Origin of the sequence: Acetomicrobium sp. UBA5826, from assembly GCF_002433005.1 — a bacterium.
Taxonomy (GTDB): Bacteria; Synergistota; Synergistia; order Synergistales; family Acetomicrobiaceae; genus Acetomicrobium.
This window is the reverse complement of sequence record NZ_DJHF01000023.1, coordinates 1-23,139: the sequence shown is the minus strand read 5'-3', so window position 1 is coordinate 23,139 and position 23,139 is coordinate 1. Positions and strand designations below refer to the sequence as shown.

General features: G+C 48.5%; 25 protein-coding genes and 1 tRNA gene. 2 read left to right on the top strand and 24 right to left on the bottom strand.

What is annotated here, in order from left to right; all coding sequences use genetic code 11:
* Positions 1-53 precede the first annotated feature (53 nt).
* From argH to B3N34_RS08305, 23 genes are all read right to left on the bottom strand, one after another.
* The gene (gene argH, locus B3N34_RS08415) at positions 54-1,463 is read right to left on the bottom strand and encodes an argininosuccinate lyase (RefSeq protein WP_414632111.1); all 1,410 of its coding nucleotides are present in this window, start codon (positions 1,461-1,463) and stop codon (positions 54-56) included.
* Complete coding sequence (locus B3N34_RS08410) at positions 1,460-2,407, bottom strand: phosphatase (protein ID WP_286976806.1); 948 nt, start codon at positions 2,405-2,407, stop codon at positions 1,460-1,462. Before B3N34_RS08410 ends, argH begins: the two co-directional genes overlap by 4 nt.
* A gap of 11 nt (positions 2,408-2,418) precedes the next feature.
* Entirely contained in the window at positions 2,419-3,051 is a 633-nt protein-coding gene (locus tag B3N34_RS08405) for a DUF501 domain-containing protein (protein WP_286976804.1), read from the bottom strand.
* Positions 3,020-3,451, bottom strand: a complete 432-nt coding sequence (locus B3N34_RS08400) for a S1 RNA-binding domain-containing protein (RefSeq protein ID WP_286976803.1) — start codon at positions 3,449-3,451, stop codon at positions 3,020-3,022. The genes B3N34_RS08405 and B3N34_RS08400 overlap by 32 nt, the downstream gene beginning before the upstream one ends.
* A 289-nt stretch (positions 3,452-3,740) precedes the next feature.
* The gene (gene codY, locus B3N34_RS08395) at positions 3,741-4,565 is read right to left on the bottom strand and encodes a GTP-sensing pleiotropic transcriptional regulator CodY (protein ID WP_286976898.1); all 825 of its coding nucleotides are present in this window, start codon (positions 4,563-4,565) and stop codon (positions 3,741-3,743) included.
* Positions 4,566-4,589: 24 nt separating this feature from the next.
* Positions 4,590-6,002: an ATP-dependent protease ATPase subunit HslU gene (hslU, locus tag B3N34_RS08390; protein ID WP_286976801.1), complete on the bottom strand. Its 1,413-nt coding sequence runs from the start codon at positions 6,000-6,002 to the stop codon at positions 4,590-4,592.
* Complete coding sequence (hslV, locus tag B3N34_RS08385; RefSeq protein ID WP_213698373.1) at positions 5,995-6,531, bottom strand: ATP-dependent protease subunit HslV; 537 nt, start codon at positions 6,529-6,531, stop codon at positions 5,995-5,997. The genes hslU and hslV overlap by 8 nt, the downstream gene beginning before the upstream one ends.
* Complete coding sequence (locus B3N34_RS08380) at positions 6,524-7,417, bottom strand: tyrosine-type recombinase/integrase (protein WP_286976797.1); 894 nt, start codon at positions 7,415-7,417, stop codon at positions 6,524-6,526. Before B3N34_RS08380 ends, hslV begins: the two co-directional genes overlap by 8 nt.
* A 90-nt stretch (positions 7,418-7,507) precedes the next feature.
* Positions 7,508-8,845, bottom strand: a complete 1,338-nt coding sequence (trmFO, locus tag B3N34_RS08375) for a methylenetetrahydrofolate--tRNA-(uracil(54)-C(5))-methyltransferase (FADH(2)-oxidizing) TrmFO (RefSeq protein ID WP_286976796.1) — start codon at positions 8,843-8,845, stop codon at positions 7,508-7,510.
* Positions 8,817-10,901 carry a type I DNA topoisomerase gene (gene topA / locus B3N34_RS08370; protein WP_414632110.1) on the bottom strand — a complete coding sequence of 695 codons (2,085 nt, stop codon included), beginning with the start codon at positions 10,899-10,901 and terminating at the stop codon, positions 8,817-8,819. The genes trmFO and topA overlap by 29 nt, the downstream gene beginning before the upstream one ends.
* Positions 10,882-12,006 (bottom strand): DNA-processing protein DprA, encoded by a 1,125-nt coding sequence (dprA, locus tag B3N34_RS08365; RefSeq protein WP_286976791.1) that lies wholly within the window; start codon positions 12,004-12,006, stop codon positions 10,882-10,884. Before dprA ends, topA begins: the two co-directional genes overlap by 20 nt.
* Positions 11,996-13,498, bottom strand: a complete 1,503-nt coding sequence (locus B3N34_RS08360; protein WP_286976789.1) for a YifB family Mg chelatase-like AAA ATPase — start codon at positions 13,496-13,498, stop codon at positions 11,996-11,998. Before B3N34_RS08360 ends, dprA begins: the two co-directional genes overlap by 11 nt.
* A complete protein-coding gene (locus B3N34_RS08355; protein ID WP_286976787.1) occupies positions 13,499-13,876 on the bottom strand; it encodes a YraN family protein in 378 nt (125 codons plus the stop codon).
* A complete protein-coding gene (locus B3N34_RS08350; protein ID WP_286976785.1) occupies positions 13,869-14,090 on the bottom strand; it encodes an EscU/YscU/HrcU family type III secretion system export apparatus switch protein in 222 nt (73 codons plus the stop codon). Before B3N34_RS08350 ends, B3N34_RS08355 begins: the two co-directional genes overlap by 8 nt.
* Positions 14,080-14,661, bottom strand: coding sequence for a ribonuclease HII (locus tag B3N34_RS08345; RefSeq protein WP_286976782.1), 582 nt, complete (start codon positions 14,659-14,661; stop codon positions 14,080-14,082). Before B3N34_RS08345 ends, B3N34_RS08350 begins: the two co-directional genes overlap by 11 nt.
* 1 nt (position 14,662) lies before the next feature.
* Positions 14,663-15,481 carry a YlqF/YawG family GTPase gene (locus B3N34_RS08340; RefSeq protein WP_286976780.1) on the bottom strand — a complete coding sequence of 273 codons (819 nt, stop codon included), beginning with the start codon at positions 15,479-15,481 and terminating at the stop codon, positions 14,663-14,665.
* Positions 15,481-15,987, bottom strand: coding sequence for a signal peptidase I (gene lepB, locus B3N34_RS08335; RefSeq protein ID WP_213698412.1), 507 nt, complete (start codon positions 15,985-15,987; stop codon positions 15,481-15,483). Before lepB ends, B3N34_RS08340 begins: the two co-directional genes overlap by 1 nt.
* Before the next feature lie 92 nt (positions 15,988-16,079).
* The gene (locus B3N34_RS08330; RefSeq protein ID WP_273003250.1) at positions 16,080-16,610 is read right to left on the bottom strand and encodes a type II secretion system protein; all 531 of its coding nucleotides are present in this window, start codon (positions 16,608-16,610) and stop codon (positions 16,080-16,082) included.
* On the bottom strand, positions 16,600-17,160 hold the full coding sequence (locus B3N34_RS08325) for a 2-oxoacid:acceptor oxidoreductase family protein (protein WP_286976777.1): 561 nt from the start codon (positions 17,158-17,160) through the stop codon (positions 16,600-16,602). Before B3N34_RS08325 ends, B3N34_RS08330 begins: the two co-directional genes overlap by 11 nt.
* Positions 17,160-19,019, bottom strand: a complete 1,860-nt coding sequence (gene iorA / locus B3N34_RS08320; RefSeq protein WP_286976774.1) for an indolepyruvate ferredoxin oxidoreductase subunit alpha — start codon at positions 19,017-19,019, stop codon at positions 17,160-17,162. The genes B3N34_RS08325 and iorA overlap by 1 nt, the downstream gene beginning before the upstream one ends.
* A gap of 23 nt (positions 19,020-19,042) precedes the next feature.
* Positions 19,043-19,456, bottom strand: coding sequence for an acyl-CoA thioesterase (locus tag B3N34_RS08315; RefSeq protein WP_286976773.1), 414 nt, complete (start codon positions 19,454-19,456; stop codon positions 19,043-19,045).
* Positions 19,457-19,596: 140 nt separating this feature from the next.
* Complete coding sequence (locus B3N34_RS08310) at positions 19,597-20,010, bottom strand: CoA-binding protein (protein ID WP_286976770.1); 414 nt, start codon at positions 20,008-20,010, stop codon at positions 19,597-19,599.
* 59 nt (positions 20,011-20,069) lie between these two features.
* A complete protein-coding gene (locus B3N34_RS08305; RefSeq protein WP_286976768.1) occupies positions 20,070-20,453 on the bottom strand; it encodes a hypothetical protein in 384 nt (127 codons plus the stop codon).
* Positions 20,454-20,613: 160 nt separating this feature from the next.
* Here B3N34_RS08305 and B3N34_RS08300 point away from each other — a divergent pair.
* Both B3N34_RS08300 and B3N34_RS08295 read left to right on the top strand, forming a co-directional pair.
* Positions 20,614-20,701 (top strand) — tRNA-Ser (locus B3N34_RS08300).
* A gap of 39 nt (positions 20,702-20,740) precedes the next feature.
* The gene (locus B3N34_RS08295; protein WP_286976765.1) at positions 20,741-21,637 is read left to right on the top strand and encodes an ROK family protein; all 897 of its coding nucleotides are present in this window, start codon (positions 20,741-20,743) and stop codon (positions 21,635-21,637) included.
* On the opposite strand, the gene B3N34_RS08290 is transcribed toward B3N34_RS08295, so the two are convergent.
* Positions 21,620-23,026 (bottom strand): MATE family efflux transporter, encoded by a 1,407-nt coding sequence (locus B3N34_RS08290; RefSeq protein ID WP_286976762.1) that lies wholly within the window; start codon positions 23,024-23,026, stop codon positions 21,620-21,622. The two genes, B3N34_RS08295 and B3N34_RS08290, sit on opposite strands and share 18 nt — an antisense overlap.
* Positions 23,027-23,139 lie beyond the last annotated feature (113 nt).

Sequence of the window (23,139 nt, the reverse complement as noted above, 5' to 3'; positions counted from 1 at the left end):
CCTCAGACTGCTCCGAGCGAGCAATAGGAAATTATCACAGGTCGAAGAAATAGTCAACATTTTTCGCCCCAGGTTGCCAAATTTTTTTCCATCTCCCCCAACAAAGTCTTTCCTCTCTCCACCTGTCGCTTCACTTCAGAAAAGGCAGTACCCCCGTAGGTCTTGCGCCTTTCCACAGATGATTTGGGGTTTAAGCACCCGAAGATATTCTCGTCAAATTGAGGTATAAGGCTTTGCCACTCCTCGATTGAGAGGGCAGAAAAGCTTTTGCCTTCTTTTAAACACCACTTCACGGCCTGTCCCACCAATTCATGGGCGCTTCTGAAGGGTACGCCCTTCAAAACAAGAAATTCCGCTATATCCGTGGCCAGGATGTAGCCATCTTCAAGAGCTCTCGACGCTGCCGCGAGGTCAATTTCTATTCTTGAAATAAGTTGGGGCAAGACATCTAAAATGCCGTGCAGGGTTCGCAGGCTCCTCATCAAGCTCCTCTTGTCTTCCTGCAAATCCCTGTTGTACGCCAGAGGAAGGCCTTTCAACACAACCAGAAGATCGACGTAGCCGGCCAGAATCTGTCCGGCCTTACCGCGAATCAGTTCGAGAACGTCAGGATTTTTCTTCTGCGGCATTATGCTGGAACCTGTACAAAAGGAATCGGGCAACTTAACTATGCCAAATTCATCGGTGTTGTATATTATCAGATCCTCCGCCAATCTGCTGCAGTGAATTGAGAACATCGACGCAAAGTGGTGAAAGTCCGCTAAATAGTCGCGGCTTGCTATTGAATCGATGCTGTTTTCTGTGGGCTTAGAAAATTTGAGCAACTCCGCCGATAAGTGCCTATTCAAAGGAATAGTGGATCCCGCCAGAGCCGCAGAACCCAAAGGGCACTCATCCAGTGCTTCAAGCGCTGCCATGAGACGCGAGAAATCTCGGTGAAAAGCCCAAAAATGGGACATCCAATAATGCCCCATGCTTATGGGTTGAGCTCTCTGCAAGTGGGTATATCCCGGCACCACGAAATCGATATGCCTTTCGGCGCTATCCAACAAAGACTCGAGGAGATTTCTTATTTTACTTCCTATTCCTACAAGCTGCCTCCTCAAAAAAATGCGCAACGTCGTAGCTATCTGATCGTTGCGGCTTCTTCCGGTATGAAGCTTTTTGCCCCTTTCGCCCAAAATATCTGTAAGACGGGCCTCTATATTCATATGAACGTCCTCAAGCTCCATCAAAGGCTTAAAGGTTCCGATTTTTATCTCGCTCAACACCTGATCCAAACCCTTTAAGAGGTCAATTTTCTCTTCTTCCGTTATCAGGCCAGCCGATGCCAAAACCCTTACGTGAGCTTTGCTTCCTTCTATATCAGCTTCTGCAAGATCCCAATCCATGTCCAGAGATTGGGTGAAATTCACCACCACATCTGCTGTATCTTCGCTAAACCGACCTTTCCACAACCTCACTCACACCTCCAAACTACATCGTATAGCTTTTTCGCCTCACCACTTTCGACCATCTCTGCCGCCAATCCCCAAAGAAGGTCGCACTCGCTATGAAAATAACAACTTGCCTCGAAAAATTCAAGAAGTGCCTTTATGACGCAAAGTCCGCTCACTATGATATCCGATCTGCCAGGCTCTAAGCCCGCTACGGATTTTCTCTCTTCCGGCTTCATTTTCTTCAAAGCTAGGATCAAATTCCTTATATCGTCGACCTTCACCATGCTTCCGTGGACCTTCGACGGATGATAGGAATTGACGGCTATTTTTTTCAAGATCATTACTGCTGCCGAGGAAGTTCCTCCCACCCCAATTAACGACTTTGCGCTTTCTCTCCTTGAAGATTTTTCGAATAGACCTTTTAAGCCGGATCTGACGTAATTCTTTATCGCCTCTTCGTCTTCGCCAAAGAGGTTTTTAACCCTTAAAGCACCCACAGGTAAAGAAAAGCCTTTCTTCCCGTCCGAAATCTCCAAACTGCCTCCTCCCAAGTCGAAAACGAGAGGATCGCTCAGCCCTGTCCCCAGCAGAGCCCCCTTAAAGCTGTAAAAAGCCTCTTCCCAACCCTCTAAAATTCTGACCTTCAAACCCGCTCGTTCCTCGATAAGACCTATTGCATCCGAAACGTTTAGAGAGGATCTAAAGGACTCGGTAGTAAACAAAAGCCTCCTTTTTAAAGATACGGACAGTCGGTCCAGCCGATGACAAACCTCTTCCAAGGCAACCACAGTCCTTTCTAAAGCCTTTTCCTTAATTTGGTACTTGCCCCTTCCCATTCCTTCGGCCAAACGAACCGTCCAGATCCCAGAATCAAGATAACACAAACTGTCAGCACAACTTTCCACAGCCAGAAATCTCAAGGAATTAGACCCTATATCAATAGTAGCGTAACGAGACAAAGTGTTCATCTCCAAACCAATTAATTGCAATATCTATCGGGATTATCGCACTCAAGCATTGTGAAGCGACCCTTAAGCCAATCCTCCGCAGGATGCTCTCCAAGGGCGAGCCATGATGCAACCTGAAGGTGCAGGCATTTCATTCTCATTTCAACAAGACAACCGATGCCGCCTATGCCAGAGAGGCGAAGCCTGTCAAATATGTTTTTGCTTACTTTAGACAGAAACAACTTTTCTCCATCCGACAACAAAAAAAGCCTAATGACGCTGTGTTTTACATTAAAATTAATCCATCTTTCCGAATCGATATAATTTTTGGCGTAACTTTCGAGCTTCTTTACTCCCCCTACAGCCTCCTCTTTGCCGCACTTATCGACCAGATAAGGACAGGACAGCCAAAAGGTGGTGGGAAAGGGCTTTAATTCGAATAAGGGAGTGCAGAGTAAAACTTGAGGTTTGCTCAATCTGCAACGCTTTACAATTCCAACGGCGATGGAGGAATTGAAATTTCTGCCCCTCATTTGGCGCAAAATCAGCCTTTCGTCCCCGGGGAAGATTTGCTGAATATATAAAAGGGGCTGTAAAAGCCCCTTTATGTTTGAAAGGTTGTTTTGAAGTGTCTTACTTTTTGCTTCCGGCCTTGCGCCTGCCACTTTTTTTACCGTCTCCAATTTTTTGATAGAGATCGGAGATCTTTTCGTCGCTCAGCTTCATGAACTTCATCAACTTTTTCTCGAAATCATCCTCGTTGTGCTGATGGGAAGTTTTAGCCTGAAGCTCAGCCCGTTCCCCGGCGGAACCAAGAGCTTTCAGAGAAAGGTCTATGCGACCTCTCTCATCTATCTTTATCACCTTGGCTTCGACTTCCTGGCCCAAGGAAAGTACATCTTCCACTTTTTTCACGTAGCCTTGAGATATCTCCGAAATATGGATCATTCCCCTCTGCCCGTTCTCGATCTTAACGAAAGCTCCATAGGGAGTTATCTTCTCCACCACGCACTTGACAACATCGTTGACCTTTGCCGAGGTGATTACCTCTTGCTCGTTGCTCATCTGATAAACTATACCTCCATTTTTAGTAATTAACATTTTTTTACAACTTATATCTCGATAATCCCGACTTACTGTATCCTTTTACCCTATATCCCTAAAGCGTGAGCCGACCACCTCCGCTACATTTATCCTTTAGTGGAACCCATTGCCAAAGGATATTGCTTTGCTCCACTTTTGAAAAACATTATCCTATTTTTTCTCATTTGAGGCAATAGGGAGCAGAAAGTCAAATAAACTCCAAAGGCGCTTATCTAAACAATATATCAAATATATTGGGCAAATCGGCCTTTTATTTGCTTAACTCCTCTAAAAAGATGGGGGACAAGATCTTTATATAGGTCCCCTTCATGCCCAAGCTCCTGCTTTCGATCAGGCCTGCGCTCTCCAGCTTGCGCAGAGCATTGACGATGACGCTCCTGGTAACCCCTATCCTGTCGGCAACTCTGCTTGCCACTACTACCCCTTCGTAACCCCCGAGCTCTTTAAGAATTACTTTTATGGACTCCATCTCCGAATAGGAAAGAGCTCTGACCGCTATTTGGACCATAAACCGTTCCTTTGCCCTCTCCTCGATGTGATGTGTCCTGTCGTACAAAATTTCGATTCCCACAACGGTGGCAAGATACTCAGACAATACAAGATCGCGCGTATCGAAAGGTGCGCCGAAACGAGCCAAGATAAGCGTTCCCAGCCTCTCTCCGCAACCGAAAATGGGCACATATACTACATGCTTATTGAAATACCTGCAGGGCTCGTCAGCGTAGGCGCAATTGCCGTGATCGCTGTGATTTAAAACCGATTCGCTGTGTTGGTTCAGTCTTTCGGTATAGTTTTTGGGCATATAGCCCTCATTAAGCAACTGTTCCATATAATCGCACTTGTAATCGCTTATCCAGGCATAACCCAATATTTTGCCCTCTCCGTTGATTATATATACGTTAGCGGTTGCCAGATCGCACAACAACCTGGCAATCTTTTGATAATCCGGATGGGGCGTCATGGCGGAGGATTGAAGTGTCCTGCTTATTATGCGCGTCTTATTCAGCAAATCCTCCATTGCAGTGGGGTTAACGATTTTGGGCCTTGCTTCAATTAGCTCACGAGGCGTTTCCATGACCATAAATTTCACCTTCTTAACTTATAATAAATACCTTCTGAGATCGGCGTTCTCCACTAAATCAGCGAGACGCTCGTTGACGAAGGCTTCATCGATTCGCACTTCCCTCTCCCTTAATTCCGGCGCTTTGAAGCTTATATCTTCCAAAAGCTGTTCCATCATGGTATGCAGTCTTCGCGCCCCGATGTTTTCCATCTCCCTATTCATCTTTGCCGCAAAAAAGGCGATGGCTTTAAGGGCTCCGTCATCGAAAATCATTTCTATGCCCTCTGTTTCGAGCAATGCCTTATATTGCTTGACCAAACTGTTTTCCGGCTCGACAAGGATGCGCAACAATTCCTCTTCTTCAAGGGCGTCCAGTTCAACCCGTATGGGAAACCTGCCCTGTAATTCCGGTATGAGATCCGAGGGCTTTGTTTCATGAAAGGCTCCGGCACCTATGAAGAGTATATGATCCGTTTTCACGGGGCCGTATTTAGTCTGCACCGTCGTCCCCTCAACGAGGGGAAGGAGATCGCGCTGCACTCCCTCTCTGCTCACGTCAGGGCCGTATTTCTGCCCGCCGGAGGAGGCAATCTTGTCCAGCTCGTCTATAAACACTATGCCCTCTTCCTGGACCTTATCCAAGGCTTCCTGAACCACGGCATCCATATCTATAAGCTTTTCCGCTTCCTCCTGCTGGAAGATCTTTAAAGCATTAGCTACGGTAACTCTTTTGCGTTTGATCTTCTTGGGCAAAATGCCGCCCAACATCTCGCCCAAATTCAAGCCCATCTCCTCCATGCCGGCTCCGACGAAGGGGATGTTCGACAGCGGGCTTTCTGCAACTTCGATCTCTATTTCCCTGTCGTTTAACTTCCCCTCCCTTAAGAGTTTTCTAAACTTCTCCCTCGTCGTCCTTTTAGTCTCCCTCTCGGTCTCGTCGGACTCCTCCTCTTCTTCCGTGGAATCGCCGAGCAAAAGCCTCATAAAATCCTGAGGCTGCCTGCTTTTATGCTTAGTCGGAAGGAGGGCATCGAGAACCCTCTCCTCCGCCAGCGCTTCCGCAACGGAACTGTTTTCTTCGATCTTTCTGGATTTTACCATGTGCACGGCAATATCAGCCATTTCTCGAATCATGGATTCCACGTCCCGGCCAACGTAACCAACTTCAGTATATTTGGATGCTTCGACTTTAACGAAGGGTGCATCCACGAGCTGTGCCAGACGTCTCGCTATTTCGGTCTTTCCCACGCCAGTGGGGCCTACCATTAAAATATTTTTAGGAATTATCTCCTTCGCAAGCTCCTTTGGAAGTCTTTTTCTTCTGATGCGATTGCGTAAGGCAACTGCTACAGCTTTTTTCGCCTTCATCTGCCCTATGACGTATCTATCCAAATAGGCCATCACCTGGGATGGCGTAAGTTCGTCCCCTTTAATCACTGCCTCATTCACCTTTTATCACCTCTAATGTGATGATATCGTTCGTATATATGCATAACTCCGAAGCTATCTGCAGCGATCTTTTCGCAATTTCGCCAGCCCCCATGTTGGAAACCTCTATAAAGGCCTTTGCAGCGGCCAGAGCGTATCCCGAACCGGAACCTATGGAAGCTACGTCGCTATCGGGCTCAAGGACATCGCCCGCACCGGAAAGTAGAAGTGTCTGTCGCAGATCGGCCACCAACATCATTGCTTCCAGCCTGCGCAGCGCTTTATCTGTGCGCCACTCCTTTACCAGGTCAACTGCAGCGCGCATCAAGTTTCCGCTATGACCTTCGAGATATCTTTCGAAGCGCTCGAGCAAGGTCATGGCATCAGCCGTGCTGCCCGCAAAGCCCGCCAGGACATTTCCTCCTGCAAGACGCCTCACTTTTTTGGCTCCGTTTTTTATAATCTGGTGCTCTAAGGTTACCTGACCGTCTCCGGCCATGGCGACCTCATCGCCCCTTCTCACGCAAATGATAGTAGTTCCTTTAAACATCTTTTTCACCTCTCCCCCTGGGATGGGCATTTATATAACTTTTTTTCAATTGCTCGTAACTGATCTTGAGATATCTTTGAGTGGTGACCAAACTCTGGTGCCCCAACAATTCCTGCAGTACCCTCAAGGAAGCTCCCCCTTCCAGCATGTGAGTTGCAAAGCTGTGACGAAGCATGTGGGGGCTTACGCCTGCTAGCCCAACCCTTTTCGCAGCCCTGGAGACGACCCTGTGCACCGTCCGCACGGCAATACGTTCGCAACCGTCTCCGGGAAATAAGGGGCCGCTCAATTTTCCTAAAAAAACCTGCCATTCCCTCAATGCCTTCTGGGCATGCCTTCCCATTGGAACCAAACGCTCCTTCTCCCCCTTACCCTTGACTCGTAACCATCTTTCCTCTATATCCACATCTTCCCAATCCAGGGCGACCAACTCGGCAACCCTCAAACCACAACCGTACAGAAGTTCTAGTATAGCTCTGTCCCTTATCTCAAATTCACCGTTAGGACCGTGCTCAAGCATCATTTTAACATCTTCGTATGCCAACGCTCTGGGCAGCCTCTTGGGCTCTTTCGGCCCCCTAACACCTTTGGTAGGATCAGAGGTCAGCTTTCCGCTTTGAAGCAAGAAGTTCGTCCAACTTCTCAGAGACGACAGCTTCCTCAACACCGAGCTTTTAGAATATCCATATGCCGCCAGTTCCCTGAGAAAGGCGCGAATGTGAGCCTGCTCGATTTTCTCGACCTCCTCCACACCTTGTGAGATTACGTAGTCGACAAACTGAGAGAGGTCAACTGCGTAATTTATGACGGTGTTGTCCGTCCTTCCGCTTGCATATTTCAAATATTCCAAAAAGGCATCGACCGAGGAAGAAATATTTTCGCTCATGCGCAAATTATATCATATTGCTGAAAATAAAAGTATATTCTGATTAATTGCGTCTTTTCGATAAAATTGACACGAAGAATTGTCATTACATTAAAACAGCTCACTCCGGGATTCCATAAAGGCACGAAGAGACTCCAGTGCTTTGCTAGCTATCGCTTCACAACGTCGCCTTTTGTCCTTTATCTTTTTCGGCAGGGGTGGCAACAACCCCAGGTTGATGTTCATGGGTTGAAAGGATTTGGGATTGGCATTGTTCAGATACCATAACAAAGAGCCAATGGCAGTCTCCCTGGGCCACGACAGAAGGGCGTTACCCTTTAGCAAACAAAACATGTTTAAAGCGGCGACCAATCCCATGGCCGTGCTCTCCACGTAACCTTCCACGCCCGCCAATTGGCCTGCGAGAAAAAGATCATCGAAACCCTTCAACCTCAGATATTCATCGAGCACTACAGGAGCATTGACGTAGATGTTTCTGTGCATAACACCATATCTTGCAAACTCGGCTTCCTCCAACCCCGGGACGAGGCGAAAGATCCTGTCCTGCTCGGACCATCTCAAGCTAGTCTGAAAGCCGACAATGTTATAAAGCCTTCCTTCTTTATCGTCCTGTCGCAGCTGAACGATGGCGTAAGGCTCTCTCCCGCTTCGCGGATCTTTGAGGCCCACCGGTCTCATGGGCCCATACCTCAGAGCATCACGTCCTCTTTTCGCTATCACCTCTACGGGCAAACATCCTTCGAAGAAATGCTCCTCTTCGAACTCATGGCGCATGGCCACTTCGCCTTCTATTAGAGTCTCATAGAAACGCTGATATTCCTCCTCGTTTAGCGGACAGTTAATGTAATCTTCGCCATAACCGTAACGACTGCCGTAGAAAGCTATCTCCATGTTTATACTCTCCCGCAGCACCACAGGAGCGACGGCATCGTAGAAGTACAAAAAATCTTCGCCGACCAAAGCCTTAAGGTCGGAGGCCAGCGAAGGCGAAGTCAGGGGGCCACTCGCAACTATCGCAGGCCCTCCTCCGATTTTTTCGACCTCATCCCTTATTATTTCCACCGAAGGCATCGACCCTATCCTGGAGGTAACCTCTTCGCTGAAGGCCTCTCTATCCACGGCAAGGGCCCAACCGGCAGGAACTTTATGCAGATCAGCGCATTTTATTATCAAGCTATCAAGTTCTCTAAGCTCGGCCTTTAAAATGCCAGCAGGGCTTGAAAGCACGTCGGAACCGAGGGAGTTGCTGCAGACAAGTTCAGCAAATTTCGATGTCCTGTGTGCCGGAGGATATTTTTTGGGCCTCATTTCGTAAAGCCTTACCTTAATTCCTCTCTTGGCGAGCTGATAGGCAGCCTCGCTTCCCGCAAGCCCTCCCCCGACGATAGTCACCGCCAAATTATCTTTCTCCAACGGCTCCGGCATCATCGGGAATTTCCTCCTTTTCATATCCGCAATCGGCGCACTTTACTGCCTTTCTTTTAACCACAATAGGGCCGCCGCACTTGGGACAAATTTCTCCGGTGGGCTTGCTCCAACTTACGAAATCGCATTTGGGATATCTAGAGCAACCATAAAAGGGCCTTCTGTTTTTTGAACGAAGGAGCACCACCTTGCCTTCGCCGCACTTGGGACAGGGTATGTCTAAGCTGTTTTTGAAATTTCTCGTATATTTACAATCAGGATAGGCCGAACAGGCTATAAATTTACCGTAACGGCCGTGTTTTACGATTAACTGGGCACCGCAAAGGGGACACTTTTCGTCTATAGTTTCGACGGGCACTTCCACCTTGGCCACGTTTTGGACGCTTTTTAAAATGCCCTCAAAGTGAACCCAAAATTCCCTGACTACCGAAAGCCAAGATGCCTCGCCCCTCTCCACTTTGTCCAGCTCGTCCTCCATCTTCGCCGTAAATTCGACATTGATCAGAGACTGAAAGTGTTCCACCAAAAAGGAATTTACCGTAATCCCAAGCTCCGTGGGAAAAAGCTTCTTGGCTTCGTCTCTCTCTACGTAATGTCTGTCGTAAAGCGTCTGTATTATTGTCGCATACGTCGACGGTCTGCCTATTCCCTTCTCTTCCAAGACCTTAACTAAGCCCGACTCCGTATATCTGGAAGGCGGTTTGGTGAATTTTTGTTCTTTATCGAGTTTCAACAACTTCAACACCTCTCCGACCTCCGCCTCGGGCAAGATTTCCTCCTTCATTTCTAGCGGCCAAAGCCTGCTCCAACCGTCGAAAATCAAAGTCACTCCGCTTTGTCTCAAGGTGTAAGGCCCTGCTTCCACCTCCAGGTTAGTCCTGGCCACGACAGCAGGCTCCATTTGGGAAGCCAAAAAACGCTTCCATATCAGCTCGTACAAGGCCTTTTGATCTTTCGTCAAGTGAGCTTCTATTTCTTCGGGCACCAAACGGACATTAGTAGGCCTTATAGCCTCATGAGCATCTTGAGACCGCTCCTTGGATATATACTGATGGGGTTTTTCCGGCAAATACCTTTCTCCGTAGTTTTCCTCTATGAACTTGCGAGCCATAGCTATACCTTCCGGAGCTATGCGCAGGCTATCTGTCCGCATATAGGTAATCAGACCCACAGGCCCCTGCCCGGGCAGATCGATCCCTTCGTATAAGCTTTGGGCTACGCGCATGGTCTTCTGGGGAGAAAAACCAAGCCGTCTTGCCGCTTCCTGTTGGAGGGTGCTGGTTTTAAAGGGCGGAAGAGGGTTTCTCTTACCCTCTTTCGTATCGAACTTCGAGACCACATAGGACAAAGACAGCAATTCGTTATATACGGCCTGGGCATCAATGGCATTCGTAACCCTTATGTTTTTGCCGTCCTTCTTGGCAAGCTTTAGCGAAAACTGTCCCCTTTCCCCTTCTGCCACTGCGGCAATGACCCAGTATTCCTGGGGGACAAAGGCCTTTATTTCCGCTTCCTTCTCGCAAATAAGCCTAAGGGCTACCGATTGAACCCTGCCTGCCGAAAGCCCGGCCTTAACCTTTTTCCACAGCAGAGGGCTCAAGCTATAACCCATGAGCCTGTCCACAAGCCTTCTGGACTGTTGTGCGTCGACCTTATCCATGTCTATCGGTTCGGCCTTAGAAAAAGCCTCTTTTACGGCTCGGGGCGTTATTTCATACATACGAACCCTGCAAGGCTCTTCGCAAGATATGGACAATAGATTCGCCAAATGCCAGGCTATTGCTTCTCCCTCCCTATCCGGGTCAGAAGCAAGCAATACATTCTTTGCCTTCTGAGCAGCTCTTTTAAGCTCTCGAACCAACGGGCCCTTGCCTCTGACGAGGATGTATTCCGGCTCGAAATTATTTTCTATATCGACGCCCAATCTGCTTTTGGGAAGATCTCTTACATGCCCGTTACTTGCCTTTATATCATATTTACGACCTAGTATTTTTTTCAAAGTCTTAGCTTTAGTAGGTGATTCGACTATCACTAAAGTTTTATCCGACACCTTTTTCACCTTCCATAAAAGCGTTTGCTCCCCATCGTCCCGGCCCCGTCGCTGAGACCAGGCCCCGAGACTCAAGTTTTGTCAACATAGTAAACACCTGGGCAGGCGTCATTTTACATTCTAGAGAGATATTGTCAACAGTCCTATCGCCCTTCTCCCTTAAAAGCCCGTAAACACGCCTTTCCCCATCGTCCAACTCCGCCAAAGACACTTCGCTTTGTCCCTTTACCAAAAACCCTTCGGGAGAGCCCTTCATCAAATGCACGAAAGAATCAACATCGATCAATGGGTACGCTCCATCAAATATCAGCAGATTGGAGCCCCTGGCCACTCCTTCGTTGATCCTTCCGGGAACAGCCCAAAGCTCCACTCCGCATTCCATGGCAATTCGCCCCGTTATCATGGCCCCGCTTTTGATGGGTGCCTCTACCACTACGACCACCTCAGCCAACCCAACAATGATCCTGTTGCGCTCCGGAAAATTCCACGGCATGCCCTTCGTCCCGAGGGGGTATTCAGAGACCAGGGCTCCCTTTTCCTTCAAACCCTCAAATAGGGTCTCGTTTTTGGCAGGATAAAATACATCCACTCCCGTTCCAAAGACAGAAAGGGAAACTCCTCCGGCTTCCAGAGCTCCCCTGTGAGCTCTTGCGTCTATTCCGTAAGCGCCGCCGCTTACGATGGGAAAACCCTCTTCGGCCATTTTAAAGGCCAACTCAAAAGCAACCTTTCCACCGTAGTTGCTGCATCTTCTCGTGCCCACCAAGGCCACGGCAGCTTTGTCTAATCTAGGATTGTTTCCCCACCAATAAAGCAACAGGGGAGGGTCGGACAATCGATCCAGGGAAGAGGGGTAACCCTCCTCTCCCCACACAAGAATTTCGATGCCCTTTGCACGACATCGCTCCAGTTCCCTGAAATGCCAACCCTTAGACAGCATCTCATACCACCTTTGAATGACGCTCTCCGATCTCGTAAATTCCCTTATCGCAGAGGGAGAGGCAGCCAGGTCAAGCAAGGATACGGATTTGCATTTCAAATCGTTTATCAAATGGCCGTTGAATTGCCTTAGAGCGTTCAATGCAAGAAGGATCGATAATTCCTCATCTTTCAAAGAAAAAACCTCCTCTATAGGCAAGCGCTTCAGCAAGGTGGGGCTCGTCGACCGTTTTATCTCCAGCGAGATCGGCTATGGTCCTTGCAACCTTGAGGACGCGACTGAATCCTCGCCCAGTAAGTTTAAATGCAGCGCCAAGCGACTTGAGAAAGGCCCTGCCGTTTTTGGACAAACCAAGATGCTTCTTTATCATGTTTTCGCTCAATTCGGCATTGCACTTCACGCCAAAGGAGCTCCATCTTTCAATCTGAAGCTCTCTAGCCTTTATCACCCGCTGTCTTATTTCGAATGAACTTTCGCCAGTTCCGTCCAATTCCAGCAATTCATCGGGCGTAAGCCTCGGTATCTGCAACCGAAGGTCAATACGGTCCAATATGGGACCGGACAGCTTTCTCGAGTACCTCTCTATATCGCCCGGCGAACACGTGCAGTTTCTCGCAGAATCACCCAAATAACCGCAGGGGCATGGATTAGATGCCGTTACGAGCAATACCGAAGCGGGATAGACAACACTTCCGGCCGCCCTGCTGACGGTTATACACCCGTCCTCCAGCGGCTGTCTCAGCGCCTCCAGTACGTCCCTTCTGAACTCGGTTATTTCGTCCAGAAAAAGTACACCCCTATGTGCAAGGCTGATCTCCCCCGGCCTTAGATCCGATCCTCCGCCGCAGAGTGCTACCACGCTTGCGGTATGATGCACAGGCCTGAAGGGCCTGGCCCTCTCGACTTCGATCGAGGCCCCTCGAGCGCTTCTTATCCTCATAACCTCTATCAATTCTTCATCCGAAAGAGGAGGAAGAATGCCGCGAAGGGCCTTGGCCAACATGGTCTTGCCCGAACCCGGAGCGCCGATTAAAGCCAAATTATGATGGCCCGCTGCAGCAATTTCCATGCCCCTCTTGGCAGCGACGTGTCCCTTTATGTCGGCGAAATCCGGCTCAACCTCGACCACCTTCGCCTCGGGTAGAGAGAAATCGAGCTTCTTCAGCCTACTCTCGCCCCTTAGATGTGAAAATAGCTCCGCAATGTTTGAACAACTGTAGACTTCAACACCTTGGACCATAGACGCTTCCTGGGCGTTTCCTCGGGGGATGAAAAGGGGAAGGCCCATCTCGCGGGAAAGGAAGGCTGCGGGCACTCCTCCCTTAACCTTGCGCAAACGCCCGTCCAAAGCCAGCTCTCCCATGAAAATCCCACTGACGTCCTTTGGTATAAAACCGGCTTCTCTGGCAATACCGACAGCCATGGGCAAGTCAAGGAGGGCGCCTTCCTTGGGCAAATCAGCCGGCGCCAGGTTTACAGCTATATGACCCTTAAGCTTAATCCCCAAGGTTCCCAGCGCAATGCGCACCCTTTCCCGTGCCTCCTTGACCGCAGTATCGGCTAAACCAACAATTGATATGGAAAATAAACCTCCGGTAACGCATACTTCCACTTCTACGGGAAGAGCATCGATACCTCTTAAGGTAAGACCGTAAATGCGATTCATCTATATCATTCCTAACGTAATATCTTTGATGTACTCACACTCATATCCTTTTGCAACGTCACCGCCCAACGTTATACCCATAACATCCAACCTCCAGGGGCCATCCCATTCAAGCCTCTCTACCAGCAGGCTGCCCGCGCGAAGAAGCCTTTTGACCTTTCTGGGACCGACGCTTTCTGTGGGAGACTGCACCTTTCCCTTCGTGCGCACCCTGACCTCCAGGATCACCAACTCATCGCCGTCCAGGGCGACAATGTCAAGCTCTCCTCCCCTGAAAGTAACGTTTCTCATCAAAATCTCATAACCCATCCGAGACACTATGGAAGCGGCCAAATCCTCCCCCCAGCGCCCCAAGTCCTTTTTATTCTTTTTATCCATCTCTCCCGAGTACTTCTCCTCTGGCCGAATCGATTTTACTGAGGAAAACCAGTATCCTGGCAACTGCAAGATAGGCTTCTTCTGGTATCTCCTCCCAAAGGTTGACACCCAAAAGCACCGATACCAACAGGGAATCTTCCACGAGGGGTATTCCCTTTTTTCGAGCTTCGTCTATTATCTTTACAGCTTCCGGCCCCTGAACGTTACCGGTCATCGTCTTTCACAACTTTCCATTTGAATGTTTTTCTGTGAATGGGAGAGGCGCCCATTAACGCCAAAGCTATCCTGTGTTCCTTTGTGGGATAGCCTTTGTGCACGGCAAAGCCATAACCCGGATAGAGCTTATCGTATGCGCACATCACCCTATCCCTTATGACTTTAGCGACGATAGAGGCAGCTCCTACTACCAGGACATTTTTGTCCGCCTTTGGCAAGGCTTTTTGGGGGAAGGTCAAACCGGGTATTTTTTGATTGCCGTCTACAATCACGATATCGGGCGACAGGGGAAGAGAGGAAACCGCCTTTTCCATGGCCCATAAAGTCGCTTGAAGGATGTTTGCTCTGTCGATAAACCACGGATTTGCAGCCTGGGCTCTATAGACAAAACCATAACGCAGAAGAAGGAGAAATATCTCTTCCCGCCTCTTTGGAGACAGGGCCTTTGAATCGGCTACGCCCACAGACTTCAGCAGAGACATCTTTTCCCTCGTAGCCGCAACGGCTGCAGCGACCACAGGCCCGGCCAAAGGACCTCTTCCAGCCTCATCGACCCCTACCACGATCATTTTAGGGCATCTCCAGCGTAAAGGATCCCAACTTGCCGGCGGCAAAGCGTTCGAGCAAATATTGACCCGCTCTCGTCAAGTCTACATCGCCTCCAGAGACAAGGGCGCCTATTTTACCACCAATCTCGGCGAGATATTCTGCCACATCTTTATCTTCGGAAAAACTCAAGGAAAACTTTTCAAGCAACCTGGGAATTGAACCTGAAGAGCGCAAAAACTCCAGCAGTTGGAGGGCCAACGTCTCATGATCTCCCACGACATCCGCCTTGGAACACCCAAGCCATGTCAGCATCACATGGGTTTCTCGATCAGCCTTTGGATCCAGGATTCCGGGAGAATCGACGACTAGCAGGTTACCCGATCTGTACCACGATACTCCCCTGGTTATACCCGGTATTCCTCCCACCTTGGATGCCTTTTTACCGATCAGAGCGTTGAGCAACATGGATTTGCCTACATTGGGTATACCCACAATGGCAACCCTCAATTCCCTCCACTTCGGCCGATTTTTGCATATTTCAAAAAGTTTGCCCGTCAACTCCCTTGGAACTCCCCTCCTCAGGTTCAAGGCGAAGGTGGGGTAAAGTTTGTACAACTCTTTAATCCAGATTTTCGTCTTTTCCTCCTCCGCCAGGTCTCTTTTGCTCAATACTATACAAACAGGCTTCAGCTTGGCCAGCTCGCCGATAAGGGGAGAAGAAGTGGTAAAAGGGGCTCTGGCATCCCTTACCTCTATAAATACATCGACTTGAGAAGCCAGTTCGGCCAGCCTTCTTCTCCCTTTTTCCATATGACCTGGATACCAGACAGTCCTCGCCATCACTTGGGCACCCCTATTCTGCTCAAGGGCCAATAACGGAAAAAGGCGGGGCCAAGCAGGTAGTTTCTGGGAACAAAACCCCAAAAGCGACTATCCTGCGAATTTGGACGATTATCGCCCATCATGAAATATTGCCCCCTTGGAACTGTCGTCTTCTCCATGCTGAGAAAGTCCCTGTTCTTCACGTAAGGCTCTTCGAGAACTTCTCCATTTATATAAACTATACCGTTTTTTATCTCGACAGTTTCGCCGGGAAGAGCTATCAATCGCTTTACGAAATCCCTCGTCGGATCGAGGGGATATCTAAATACCACTATTTGACCTCTCTTGGGTTCAGAAAACCGATACCAAAACTTTGCCACCAACACCCTGTCCCCCGGCATCAGGGTAGGTATCATTGAACCGCTGGGAATCCAGAATGCCTGAACCACAAAAGTCCTCAAAACCAAGGCCAAAATCAATGCCCAAATCAAAGTCTCGATTAATTCTCTCCACCATGGCTTCATGTCGATAATTACACCCCACAAGATTATTGGTTAAACTCCGTCACATGAATGTCTTTATAACCCTATTCAATGCCCAAAATCAAGAGGAAATGTCAATTCTTTGGCGGATCCTTTCTGATCGTTATATAACAATAGGGAGAAATAACTATATATCCAAGTTTTTTGGAACTACTTCCAGGACCTGTGGTCACCTTCAACGTCAGACCGGGAGTGAGCGTATGCCATTCAGGGGAATACACCGAAAAACTCTCCGACGCGCTCATCCCCCTGAAATAACAGCTTCTACCCGTATCAAATACTTTTTCATCGAGAGTGTCAAGCCATTGGATCCGCAGCGTGTCTGTGGAAGCAGAACGGGTCGTATATTTAAAGATGAAAGGCCTGTCGGCTTGGGCTGCTTCGATAAAGATGCCCTGAATCCATATGTGAGCCTTTTTGAATTCTATGAGAGCGAATACCTCTTTGGCCGCGCTGACGGCCAGTCCAATGCCGCCCACAGTTGAAGAAAAAATGAAAATTACTATCAACAGCTCGACAAGGGAAAGCCCGTTTCTTGGCGAAAAAAACAGGACCCTCCTCTCAAGAGAGAGGGTCCTGAACGTCTTTGAATTTTTAAGACTCATGCGTTGCCATTTTGCCGAGATCGAGCGCTTTCATGTTATCATCGAGAAACTTCGCAGGGCTTAGCTTGGAAACAGCATCCTTTACCTCGTCGAAAGAGATGCCCCCTAAGTTTAAAGCACCCATGGCACCCAAAATCAATACGTTCAAAAACAGATAATTACCCTTCATATGTTCGTTCAATATTTCGTATCCCTTCAAAAGAAAGGTGGAAATATTTCTTTTCGTAAGGTATTTCTTCAGGCTCTCGTTTTGAAAGACCTCCATCTTATGGACATTAATTATGCCGTATCCTCCATTTTTCAGGAAGTGGAGATTTCTTATCGCCTCGTTTTGATCGAAGGCCAGGAGCACGTTGGCATCGCCGGCACTTATCAATGGGCTTTTGTATGATCCTACTTTAAAGTGACTGATAACGGAGCCTCCACGCTGAGCCATACCGTGAACTTCGCTTCCAATCACGTTTTCTCCTCTTTTTATTGCTATCTCCCCTAAAACGCGACTGGCAAAGAGTATTCCCTGCCCGCCAAGACCAACGATGATGTATTGCATTACTTTCCCTCCTCCGATATGACCTGGATAGCCCCATGGGGGCACACGTTCACGCAAACGCCGCATTTGACGCAAAAGCGTTCATCTATGTAGGCCTTCTTGGAGCTTTCGTCGAAAACCAGGCCGGGACAATTGAAGAAGTTTATACAGAACTTGCAACCTACACACGTTTCGTCCTCGACGCGAACGGGAACCTTGGGTTGTTCTTGCCTCAGCAGCATGCAAGGATGGCCGAAGATAACCACTGCCGGCTCCTTATGATCCTTTGCATATTCCCACGCTTCCTTGAGCGCCTTTACTCCTTCGTCTATATCATAGGCTTCCACCCTCTTTACGAACTCTACGCCGCAGCCTTTGACCGCCCTTTCTATGGGCACTATCCTGCCAGAGTCGCCTTTCCTAAGTTTTTGGCCCGTACCTGGATGGGGCTGACCTCCCGTCATGGCCGTCACCTGATTATCGAGAATTGCCAATACAAAGGCATGTTTGTTGTAAACCCCGTTTACAAGCCCTGGCAAACCCATGTGAAAGAAAGTGGAATCTCCTATGGTAGCTACAATGGGACGCAACTGGCCATCGACCTTGTGGGCCAGATAAAAACCCGACGACTGCGTTACCGAGGCACCCATGCATATGGAGGTATCGACAGTTTTCTGGTTAACTCCCAAGGTATAACATCCTATATCCGAAGGATATATTCCGTCGGGAAAAGCCTTCCTTATGGCGAAAAAGCTCGCCCTGTGAGGACATCCCGGGCATAGCATCGGGGGTTTGGGTGTTATCTTTAATTCTTCTATCGCCTTCTTCAAATCCTCATCAGCATCGCGAGTGCAAGTTTCACCCAGAGCTTTGCAAACCAATTCCTCCACCACTTCAGGTGTCAATTCGCCGGCTCTTGGCACATAGCCGTTCCATCGCCCCTTCACATTTCTGCGGTCAGTGATCTGAAGTTCTATTACGGGATAGGTCTCCTCAAGTAACAAAACATTTTCGTGGCGGGCTATAAAATCGTTTACGAGGTCCAATGGCAGGGGGTGGGGTGTGCCTATCTTCAATACCGATATATCCTTTCTGCCCAGCTTTTCCAGCAAATCCATCACTACTGCAAAGGATATTCCTCCCGCAATAATGCCAAGTTTGGGTTTTTCCTGCGCCGCTATCTCAAAGTTGTACTTCGAGAAGTTTTTCGTAAATTCCTCTTTTACGGCATCCATCTTCTGGTTTAGCTTGGGATGGGTTGTCTTTACGTGGGCGGGAAGACAAACCCAACGCTTTACATCCTTTACGAATTTGGCCGGTCTTTCCAGCCTTAAGGGATCGTTAAGCTCCACATCCTGTCTGCAATGATCGACTCTCACCGTAGGACGCAACATCACCGGTATCTTGTGCCTTTCGGACAACTCAAAACCATCTTTTACCATTTCCATGGCTTCCTTCGCGGAAGAAGGATCCAAGACGGGAACCTTGGCAAACAGACCGAACAATCTGCTGTCCTGTTCCGTCTGGGAACTGTGGGGCCCGGGATCATCGGCTACGATCAACAGCATGCCGCCTTCAATGTCAAACTGAGCAGCGCTCATAAAGGGGTCAGCTGCAACGTTAAGACCAACATGTTTCATTGCGACACAGGACCTTTTTCCGGTAAAGGAAGCTGAAATCGCGACTTCGTACGCCACCTTTTCGTTCGTGCCCCATTCCACAACCGTTTTGGTATCGAGCAAATCGGCGAATTTCGCTATTGCCGGCAAAATTTCCGATGAGGGCGTGCCGGGATAGGCACAGGCTACCTCACACCCCGCTTCAACAACAGCCCTGGCAATCGCCTCATTGCCAAGCAGAACAGCCCTTTCAGTTGCCATTCGCATACACCTCTCTCGCCATTTTATTCTTTCAACAGATCCATGAGCTTGCTGTAAAAAGGCTCTGGTTTTTTGACCAACTTCCCCCGTCTGTCACAAAACCCGTGTTTGGTAAAGCCTTCGGCAAGAAGTTTGTCGTCACTATCACGATAGATTTTAAATTCAAAGGAAAGGCTGTGAGGTTTTATTTCTTTCAAAAAGGTCTCCACTCTAATGAAATCGTCATAGTGAGCAGGGTGTTTGTATCTGCATCTGACCTCGACAACGGGCATGAAGATTCCCTTTTCTTCCCACTCTGTGTATGGCATTCCGAATTCCCTGCAGAACTCGGTCCTGCCCATTTCGAACCACGTCAGGTAATTGGCGTAATATACTACTCCCATCTGATCGGTTGCGCCGTAGGGTACCCTAACCGTAAGAGACGCGCTTAAGGACATTGTTTTCATCTCCTAGCCTGAAATGTAATGTACGCACAATAAAAGGGTAGCAGATCTATCATACCACATAGATCGATAAATATTCCACATGGGCTTGCAAAAAAATATTTACAGTAAACAGCAAAGCTATGGAGGACAAACTAGCGACAACTTGCGCTATGCACTGCCATTATGCACTCACCGCTTACAACATCATATCCCAATTCTTTTAACTTTTCTTCCAGCTGTGGGTTTTCCGCACCTGGTTGGAACCATATAATCGGTTTATAGGCAATCTGCTTCAGTTCATCCAACAAAAATCCCTGATTTTTAGGACCAATGAATACCGAAAGGATATCGATGGCTTCCGGAATACCCTTTATCGAAGAGTAAAAGTCAAGATCGAAGATCTTAAGGCCCATATATTTCGGGTTTACGGGATAAATCACAAATTCTCTGGATTTTAAATAAGACAGCACTCCGGAGACAGGCTTTCCCGTTTCGACCGTAGCTCCCAACACGGCCACCTTGCAGGGGGAACATACGTATTCTTTTATTATCCTTTCCCACTCCATTCTCTCGCCCTCCTCTTTGTAAAATCCTTAGGGACACGCACGGTGTTCCTCGTTTATCTTCAACCTCCTCCCAAACCTTCCGTCACGGTCAACCTAAAATCAAAGACAGGCCTATCGACGTAAATCGTAGCTGCCACCTCCGTTTCCTCTCCGGGTAAGAGGGACACCCTTCTTGCCTTAAAGGACCGTTGCACCAATAATTTGTCCTCCTGTCCGTAAATGGTCACGATAAGCCCCGGCCCCTCGATCTCCCTCGATGAGACGTTTTTGATAGTCGTATTTAATTTAAAAACACCTTCTTCCCCGCTATATTTAAAGGACGACGCCACCAAAACTAAGGAATCGTTTTTCTCTTCGGAAAATAGAGGAACCGCAAAAACCAAAATTACGGGGACAATCGCCAATAAAAACAATGCAATCGATAGTTGTCTTCGTTTTTTCATAATATATCCCCCCTTCTTTTCTCAGGTCATCTATATATATTTTAGGATCAGCTTCAGGAAAATCCCAGTTTTATTTTAAGCGATAAGGGTGATATGGTGGCATTAAGTCCTCGCGCCTTGACTTCACGAACTGCGAAGTAGTTGCTATAATGGCTTGTGCGGAGGACTGGCCGAGCGGTCGAAGGCGGGTGACTTGAAATCACTTGTGCCGCAAGGCACCGGGGGTTCAAATCCCTCGTCCTCCGCCATTTTGTAAGCTCGAATTCACCACACGAAGGAGAGACGAAATGGGCGACCTTGCGATAGGAATAGATATAGGCGGGCACTATATAAAGGCTGCACTGGTTGAGGGAGACAAAATACTTCGAAGGTGGGAAGAACCAACCTCCGAGGGAAGAACCCTTAAAGGAGTTATCGAACAACTTCAACGTATCGTCGAAAAACTGGAACCTCCGGGTTACATACTCTCCGTCGGGATTGGAATTCCCGGTTTTTTGGACCTGCGGCGGGAGCACCTCGTTCTTTCTCCCAACTTTCCCGATTGGAAGGGTATTCCCATCAAATCCATGTTTGAAAAGAATTTGCAGAGAAGGATTGCAATAGAGAATGACGCCAATTGCTACGCTCTGGGCGAGCAAATGACCGGGCTTGCCAAGGGGCTTAGCAATTTCATCGTTTTAACTCTGGGGACGGGAATTGGCGGAGGAATAGTTTTGAACGGCAGATTGCTGATGGGGGCTCACGGCTACGCAGGAGAACCGGGACATATGGCCTTAGGTGACGATGAGCGTTGCGGATGCGGATGCCTCGGACATCTTGAAGCTATCGGAGGCACCGATGCAATCGAAAGAAAAGCAGGCCGTAACGACTTGCCCGAAGACATGAAGATACTTTGGGTGCGAAGGAAAGAGCCGGAGGTAGCACGAATCATAAACCCCTCTTTAGAGGCAATAGCCAAAGCTATCGCTTCGATGGTTCATCTCTTCGACCCCGAAACTATCATCTTGGGAGGGGGGCTCAGCCGAGCAGAGGGACTCCTTGCCGTCCTGGAACCCTTAGTCCACAAACATATCGTTCCCCTCTACAAAGGCGCCTTCTCTTTGAAGATCAGTTCCCTGGGAAACGACGCAGCCATATTTGGAGCCGCTTCCCTCGTAAGCGAGGAATCACCTGCATCCTCCTGACCTGTTTGCAACGACTTCAAGCTTTGGGTGAACTGTCTTTTCCTCTTCCCTGAGCTTCTTCAACTCCCGTCTAATGGCAAAAAAGGCCAAGATCGACCCGCCAAGATCGGTAGCCGGGAAAGCCATCCATATGCCATCCAAGCCCAAAAAACTCGGCATGATCAATACGGCCGGGTAGCAAATGCCGAGCTGACGGACAAGCTGAATGAACAACGCCTCACGAGCTCTCCCTAAAGACTGGAGAGTATAGGAAGTGACCACGAATACGGCAGCTGCCGGTAGAAAAATGTAGCCAACCCTCAATGCACGTGAGGTCATATGGATTAACGTTAAATTATCGTTGCAAAAGATTTGCACGATTCTCCCAGCAAAAAACTGAGTGGAGAACCAGGAAAGAGAAAAGACCAACAGACAAGCCCCAAAGGCAAGCAATATGGCCTTTCTAACGCGTTGATACAAGCCTGCTCCGTAATTGTAACCGATTATTGGTTGAGCTGCCTCGCTTATGCCGAGGGCCGGCAGAAAGAATAGTGTATCCAACGTGAGAAATATACCTACGGAGGATACGGCCAAATCTCCCCCAAGTCTCAGCGCTCTTTGATTTAAAAGCACCAACAACACAGCAAAGGATATTGAAGTTATACAGGGAGTTATCCCTATCGACAATATGGAACCCATTAAGGAGGCTCGTGGTTTTAAATTCCTATATTTGATCTTAAGTACGCTGTATTTAAGATAATAAATTGCAACCCACAGGCATGACAGGAATTCTGAAATTGTCGTACCCCAGGCGGCACCCTTTATTCCCCAACCCAAGTGGCAGATAAAAAGCCAATCCAGGAAGATGTTGGCCCCCGTTCCCAGAACCAGGGTACCCATTGCCCACCTGGGCGACCCTTCGGCCCTGATCAATGAGTTAAGGACAAAGGAAATCACAAAAAAGGGCATCCCGTACAATACGATGACCATGTAATCGCGAGCAGGGCCCAAGATATCTTCGCTTGCACCAAAGAGCTTCAAAGCCGACTCAAGGGACGAAGCCATGCCAAGGCAGATAAAGATCGCGATAATAACGGATAAGGTAAAGGCGTTCCCCAAGATCAGCTCAGCCCTCTTTTTCCTGCCGGCGCCCAAACTCCTGGAGGCAATCGAAGCCGCCCCCACGCAAACCAAAAGACAGAGGGCAATGGATAACTCAAAAAGAGGGAAAGCCACCGTAACGGCAGCAAGACCCGTCTCGCCGACGTTTCGCCCTATAAAAATTCTATCAACTATGTTGTAGAGAGCATTCGCAAACAATCCCGCAATTGCCGGAAGCGAAAATGCCAAAAGAAGTCTGCCGATAGGTTCCTTGCCGAGTCGTTCTGTTTTTTCATCGACATCGATCATCCAATTCCCCCTTTCGTGCTAAAATGCATACAATATTCGCCCATTGCCGTAACCCTATTATACCACATGCTTCAAAAGTAGCGAAGACGTCCTGATCGCGTAAAATATTTGTA